Here is a 5074-nt window from a genome sequence, read left to right as displayed (position 1 = left end):
ACCGTGATGACCGGCCCCGCTCCTATGACCGACGCGAAAGCGGCGACCGGCCCCGCTCCTATGACCGACGCGAAAGCGGCGACCGGCCCCGATCCTTCAACCGGCGGGACGACGACCGACGAGGCGGGCGCTTCTCCGACCGCGGGGGAGCAGACCGTGACGGTGAGCGTTTCGAGCGACGGGACCGCTTCGACCGGCCCGACCGGGACGAACGTGGGGATCGGCCGCCGCGGCGCTCCGACGCCGCCCCGCGCATCCCAGAACCGCCGATCGACGAGGACATTCAGTTCTCGGATCTGGACAACACCGCCCGGCAACAGTTGCGCACCCTGAGCAAGGAGAACGCGACCGGCGTCGCGGGGCACCTCGTCATGGTGGCTCGCCTGCTCGACACCGACCTCGACCGAGCCCAGGAGCACGCCGACACGGCCGTGCGACGGGCGGGTCGGGTCGCGGCCGTCCGCGAGGCCCGGGGGCTAGTCGCATATCGTCAGGGCGATTACCAGCTGGCGCTGGCCGAGTTCCGCACCGCGCGCCGGCTTGGCGGCTCCGGGCTGCTGCCGCTGCTGGTCGACTCAGAGCGCGGACTCGGACGGCACGAACGCGCCCTCGATCTAGCCACCGGTCCCGAGAGCCGCCAACTTTCGCCCGAGGAGCGCATCGAGCTGGCCATCGTCGTCTCGGGCATTCGCCGCGACCTCGACCAGCCGCAAGCAGCGGTCCTGGCCCTGCGCGGGCCGGCCCTCGACCCGAGCCGCCGCGACCCGTGGTCCGCGCGGCTGTTCTACGCCTACGCCGACGCCCTCGCGGCCGCCGGGGAAGAGGACGAGGCTCGCACCTGGTTCGCCCACGCGGTCGACGCCGACCCCAACCAAGACACCGACGCCGTCGAACGCCTGGAGGAGATCGACGGGGTCGTCGTTCTCGACCTCCTCGACGACGACGAGAACGAGGACGAGGACGAGGACGAGGACGAAAGCGAGGACGAGGACGAAAGCGAGGGGGACAGCGGCGAGGACTACGACGGCCGAGGCGACGACGGCCAGGACGATGACGGCCGAGGCGATGACGGCCAGGACGGCACGCGCAGGCCGGACGCGCCTGCGGCGACCGACCCGGAGCGGGCGCCGGACAGCGCCGAAAGCAGCGACGTCGAGGCAACGGAGGACACTGAACGATGACGACCCTGGTGAGCCGCTACGACGGCATCGTCTGCGATCTGGACGGTGTGGTCTACAAGGGCACCGATGCCGTGCCGCACGCAGTCGAGGCGCTGGGCGGCGCCCGGACCGCAGGCACCCGCATCGTCTACGCCACCAACAATGCCTCCCGGCCACCGCGGGAGGTTGCAGACCAGCTCGGCTCCCTGGGGCTGACGCTGGTGCCCACCGACGTCGTGACGAGCTCCCAGGCGGGTGCCCACACCCTGGCCGCCGAGTTGCCGGCCGGTGCCCCGGTGCTGGCGGTCGGCGGCGAGGGCGTCACCCTGGCGCTGGCCGAGGTCGGGCTGCGGGCGGTCCGCCCCGGCGACCCCGCCGTCAAGAGCGGGGTGCGGGCGGTGCTGCAGGGGCTGGGGCGCGACGTCACCTGGACCGACCTGGCCGAGGCCGCCTTCGCGATCCAGGGCGGGGCCCGGTGGGTCGCCACGAACGCCGACACCACATTGCCGACGCACCGTGGCCTGGCCCCCGGCAACGGCGCCCTCGTCGGCGTGGTCCGCCACGCCGTTGCCGTCGATCCGGTGGTCGTCGGCAAGCCCGAGTCGCCGCTGTACATGCTCGCGGCCCGCGTGCTGGGAACCGACATCGCCAAGACCCTGGCCATCGGCGACCGCCTCGACACCGACCTTGCGGGCGCCGTCAACACGGGCATGGACTCGCTGTACGTCGCCACCGGGGTCAGCAGCCCGCGGGACGTCGCCCTGGCCGGCCCCGCCGAGCGGCCCCGCTACCTGGCCCGCGACCTGCGCGCCCTGCACCGCCCATACGTCGCTGCCGAACCGGCCTCGGACGGCTGGTTCGAGTGCGACGGCGCGCGGGCCCGCGTCGCAGACGGCAAGATCGAGACGCAGGGGTCCGCCGGTGCGGATGCTCGTCTGCGGGTGGTCGTGGCGGCCTGCTGGGCCGCCGCCGACGCCGGAGACGACCTGTCGACCATCGAGGACTCCCAGTGGCAGCAGGCCCTGGAACGGACGGAGACGACATGAGCCAGCACGACGACGAGGCCCCCGAAACCAATGGCGACACCCCGGAGGTTCCCGAGACCCCCGAGACTCCCGAGCGCAGCGACGCGAGTGCGGGGCAACCGGTGGCCAAGGGCGACGGGGACGACCTCGGCTCCGCGATGAAGCGCCTCGACGAGGCCGACCCCGGCGACACACAAGAGGTCCTCGAGGCCGGCGAGCAGGCCCATGAGGAGCTGCGCGCCCGCATGGACGACTCGTCGGGCGACACAGCGGGCGATTCGGGACGGTGAACGCCCAGAGCGACCGGCTGGATGTGCGGCTGGTCGGCTCCGGGCTGGCCCGCTCTCGCTCCGACGCGCGTGAACTGATCGACGCGCGGCGGGTGCTCGTCGACGGGCGCGTGACGACCAAGCCCGCCCGCCAGGTCACCGCCGCGGACCGCGTGGAGGTGACCGGTGACGCCGGCCCGCGGCCGGTCGGTCGGGCCGCAGGCAAGCTGAGCGCCGCCTTCGAGGCCTTCGGACCCCGGGGCCTGTCCGCCGACGGCCACCTGTGCCTCGACGTTGGGGCCTCGACCGGCGGCTTCACCCAGACCCTCCTGGCGTGCGGCGCGGCGCACGTCGTGGCCCTGGACGTCGGCCACGGCCAGTTGGTGCCGCAACTCGCCGACGACCCGCGGGTCACCGAGCTGTCCGGCACCAACATCCGGGACGTCGACCCGGCGGCGCTGCGCGCGGCGCACGGGCCGTTCACCGTGATCGTCGCCGACCTCAGCTTCATCTCCCTGCGGCTCGTTCTGCCTCAACTCGTGGCGCTGCTGGCCGACGGGTCGGCGGGGAGCGGCCAGCACGTGCGGGGGCAAGCGGTGCTGCTCATCAAGCCGCAGTTCGAGGTGGGCCGCGGGGGCCTCGACAAACACGGGGTGGTCAAAGACCCGGAGGCCGGCGCGGCGGCCGCTCACGAGGTCGTGCGACTCGCCGAAGAACTGGGTTGGACGCTGCACGACCTGGCCGACAGCCCCATCCTGGGCGCGAACGGCAATCGCGAGTATCTAGGGTGGTTCTCGACGACCTAAGGGAGGGGCACGCCGATGACGCGCCGCGTACTGCTCGTGTCGCACGCCGTTCGGACCGACCTGCAGCACCTGAGCATGTTTCTCGCGCACCGGCTCAGCGAACACGGGATCGAGGCGGTGGTGCCTGCCGGCGACGCCGTGCACCACGACCTGCGCGGCTCCCTCCTGCAGATCGCCGACGAGCACGACCCGGTCCGCGGCTGCGAACTCGTCTGCGTGCTCGGCGGCGACGGCACGATCCTGCGGGGCGCCGAACTCTCCCGCGACGCCGGCATCCCCCTGCTCGGCATCAACTTCGGGCACGTCGGATTTCTCGCCGAGGCCGAACGCGAGGATGTCGTCGACGTCGTCGATCACATCGTCGAGCGCGACTACACGATCGAAGAGCGGATGACCCTGGACGTCGAGGCCACCCTCGACGACGAGGTCGTCGCCGCCAGTTGGGCCCTCAACGAGGTGACCGTAGAGAAGGCGGCCCGGGAGCGGATGCTCGAACTGGTCCTGGAGATCGACGGGCGGCCGCTGTCGACGTGGGGCTGCGACGGCATCATCGCCTCGACCCCGACCGGCTCGACCGCCTACGCCTTCAGTGCCGGCGGTCCCGTCGTGTGGCCCAATGTGGAGGCCGTGCTCGTCGTCCCGATCTCCGCGCACGCCCTCTTCGCCCGGCCCCTTGTCGTGGGGCCGACGAGCCAGGTGGCCGTCGAGGTGCTGGGCGAGAACTCCGGTCGCGCGGTCATGTGGTGCGACGGGGCCCGGCCGGTCGACCTGCCGCGCGGAGCCCGGATCGAGGTGCGTCGCGGCGTGCACCCGATCCGTCTGGCGCGCCTGACGCAGGCGCCGTTCACCGACCGGCTCGTCGCCAAGTTCGCCCTGCCCGTCGGCGGCTGGCGCGGCGTCGGACACGTGTAGGGGTATCGGCAGCGAGAACGCGCCGAACATATGTTCGGCGCGCCTCGGCGGGCTTGTCGGTGGTCGCTTCTAGCCTGGGCCCATGCTCGCTCAACTGCGCATTCGCGATCTGGGTGTCATCGACGACGCCGTGCTCGAGCTGTCCGCGGGTCTCAACGTGCTCACCGGGGAGACCGGCGCCGGCAAAACGATGGTCGTCTCCGCTCTCGGTCTGTTGCTCGGCGCGCGCGGCGACACCGGCGCGGTCCGTACGGGGGCGTCGGCCTGCTCGGTCGAGGGCCTGCTCGACGTGGGCGCCGACCACCCGGCCCGCGCGCGCGTGGCCGAGGCCGGCGGTGAATGCCCCGACGAGGTGGTGCTCGTACGCACGGTCACGGCGGCCGGCAGGTCCCGCGCCCACGTCGGTGGTCGGTCCGCCCCGGTCGGGGTGCTCGGCGAGGTGGGCCAGACCCTCGTGGCCGTGCACGGCCAGGCCGATCAGTGGCGGCTGCGCCGCCCCGAGGAGCATCGCGTGCTGCTCGACGAGTTCGCCGGCGCGGCCGTCGCCGAGCCGCGCGCCGCCTACGAGCAGGAGTACCGGCGCACCGCCGCGCTGACCGCCGAGCTGGCTCGCGTCGGGCAACTCGAGCGCGACGCAGACGTCGAGGCGCAACTGCTGAGTCGCGGCCTGGCCGAACTCGAACGGCTCGACCCGAGCGAGGGGGAGGAAGAGGGGCTGGCCGCCGAGGACGCCCGGCTGTCCCACCAAGACGTGCTGCGGACCGCGGCCTGCCACGCCCATCTCGCGCTGGCCGGGCCCGACGCCGGCCTCGAGGTTGCGGGTGGTTCGTTCGGCGGGCCCGGCCCCTTCGGTGCCTCGGCCGCCGGGTCGGGTGGGCTCGACGACGTCGGCGCCGGGGCCG

The 5074-nt window shown here is 73.1% G+C and carries 6 protein-coding genes; all 6 read left to right on the top strand.

What is annotated here, in order from left to right:
- On the top strand, nucleotides 1-1181 hold a 1181-nt coding region (locus KILIM_RS24505; protein WP_006594864.1), incomplete at its 5' end, for a tetratricopeptide repeat protein.
- Nucleotides 1178-2206 carry an HAD-IIA family hydrolase gene (locus KILIM_RS21440; protein ID WP_006594863.1) on the top strand — a complete coding sequence of 343 codons (1029 nt, stop codon included), beginning with the start codon at nucleotides 1178-1180 and terminating at the stop codon, nucleotides 2204-2206. The genes KILIM_RS24505 and KILIM_RS21440, both read left to right, overlap by 4 nt.
- Nucleotides 2203-2475 (top strand): hypothetical protein, encoded by a 273-nt coding sequence (locus KILIM_RS21435; protein WP_006594862.1) that lies wholly within the window; start codon nucleotides 2203-2205, stop codon nucleotides 2473-2475. Before KILIM_RS21440 ends, KILIM_RS21435 begins: the two co-directional genes overlap by 4 nt.
- The gene (locus KILIM_RS21430; RefSeq protein WP_006594861.1) at nucleotides 2472-3260 is read left to right on the top strand and encodes a TlyA family RNA methyltransferase; all 789 of its coding nucleotides are present in this window, start codon (nucleotides 2472-2474) and stop codon (nucleotides 3258-3260) included. The genes KILIM_RS21435 and KILIM_RS21430 overlap by 4 nt, the downstream gene beginning before the upstream one ends.
- Nucleotides 3261-3275: 15 nt before the next feature.
- Complete coding sequence (locus KILIM_RS21425) at nucleotides 3276-4172, top strand: NAD kinase (protein WP_006594860.1); 897 nt, start codon at nucleotides 3276-3278, stop codon at nucleotides 4170-4172.
- 82 nt (nucleotides 4173-4254) lie between these two features.
- A partial coding sequence (locus KILIM_RS21420) for an AAA family ATPase (RefSeq protein ID WP_006594859.1) occupies nucleotides 4255-5074 on the top strand: 820 nt, incomplete at its 3' end.

The sequence above is a fragment of the Kineosphaera limosa NBRC 100340 genome (genome assembly GCF_000298215.1).
Taxonomy (GTDB): Bacteria; Actinomycetota; Actinomycetes; order Actinomycetales; family Dermatophilaceae; genus Kineosphaera; species Kineosphaera limosa.
Note: the sequence above shows the minus strand (reverse complement) of the source record. Positions and strands in the feature narration are given on the sequence as shown.